Origin of the sequence: Streptomyces sp. XM83C (assembly GCF_023072675.1) — a bacterium.
GTDB classification, from domain to species: domain Bacteria; phylum Actinomycetota; class Actinomycetes; order Streptomycetales; family Streptomycetaceae; genus Streptomyces; species Streptomyces thermocoprophilus.
Map to the genome: position 1 here is coordinate 1 of NZ_JALLGL010000568.1, position 1429 is coordinate 1429.

Annotated in this window: 1 protein-coding gene; it reads right to left on the bottom strand. The window is 73.3% G+C overall.

The genetic code is table 11. From position 1 onward, the window contains the following. Window positions 1-1429, bottom strand: a 1429-nt coding sequence (locus MTQ10_RS30395; RefSeq protein WP_247473909.1) for a metallophosphoesterase family protein, incomplete at both ends; no start/stop codon positions are given.

Here is a 1429-nt window from a genome sequence, read left to right on the forward strand (position 1 = left end):
GTGCGGGGTGCCGGGGCGGGGGTCGCGCCGGGCTGGTTCTCCTCGACGAGATGGCGGCTGACCTCGGCTGTCGTCAGGCCGAGGCCGCCGAGGCGGATCTCGTCCCAGGCCTGGAGGCGGCGGGTGCCGCGGTCGATGTAGAGGATCGACGCCTCGATGGGGTCGGGGTGCTTGCCCTCCACGGCGCGCAGTCCGCTGCCGCCGGTGGAGCCTTCGACGCGCAGCCGGGTGCCGAGGGGCAGGACCTCCATGTCCTGGTGGTGGATGTGGCCGGCGAGGGCGAGGGGTACGTCGCCGTCGGTGCGGCGGGCCGCGACGGGTTCGTGGGCGAGGGCGATGTCCACGGGGGTGCCGGCCGCTCGCTGGGCGCGCAGGGCGGCTGCGAGGCGGTCGCCGGCGAGTTCGTTGGCGGCGTCCCCGCCGGGGACGGTGGAGCGGTCGGGGGTGAACTGGGGGTCGCCGATGCCGGCGAAGCGCAGTCCGGCGACGTTCACGGCGCGGCCGTCGTCGAGTACGTGGACGTTCTTCAGGCGCTGGAGGTAGCGCTGGGTGACGGCGGAGTCGTGGTTGCCGCGGACCCAGACGTAGGGGGCGCCGAGGTCGGGTACGGCGTCGAGGAAGCCGTTCTCGGCGGCGGTGCCGTGGTCCATCGTGTCGCCGGTGTCGGCGATGACGTCGACGTCGTACTGCTCGACGAGGGAGCTGATGATCTTCCAGGCGGCGGGGTTGAGGTGGATGTCGGAGACGTGCAGGACGCGGATGGTGGTGGGGTCGGGCTGGTAGGCGGGGAGCGTGGAGGTGACGTCGTACAGCTTGGTCACGTTGGTGACGAGGCGGGCGAGTTCCTGCTGGTAGACGTCGAATTCGGTGACGATGCTGCGCGCGTTGCCGACGAGGGACGGCGCCGACGAGAGCAGGCCGGAGAAGCGGGGTTCGAGGACGGACTTGGGGTTCCAGGTGCCGTACGCGGTGGCGCCGCAGGCGGCGAGCAGGGCGAGGGCGAGACCGCCGGAGGCGAGGGCGCGGCGGGGGCGGCGGTAGACGGCGAGGCCCAGGGCGGTAGCGCCGGTGACGACGGCGGCGCAGGAGCGCAGGGCGAGGTCGAGGGTGCCGTGTTCGACGTCGTGGGTGACCTCGTCCTGGAGGCCGGCGAGGCGTTCGGGGTGGTCGACGAGGGCCTGGGAGCGGTCGGGGTCGAGCTGGTCGACGTTGACGTCGAGGCGAAGGGGGGCGTGGTGGCTGTCCAGGTGGAGGGCGCCGAGCGGGGAGACGTTGATCTTCGTGCCGCCGGAGAGGGAGGGGCGGAGGGTCATCGTCGTGTCCATGGGGCCGACGGGGACGCGGACATTGCCGACGACGAGGAGGCCGAGCCAGGCGCCGAGGAGGACGACGGTGACGAGTCCGAGGGCGTGGGCGAGGGGGTGGCGGG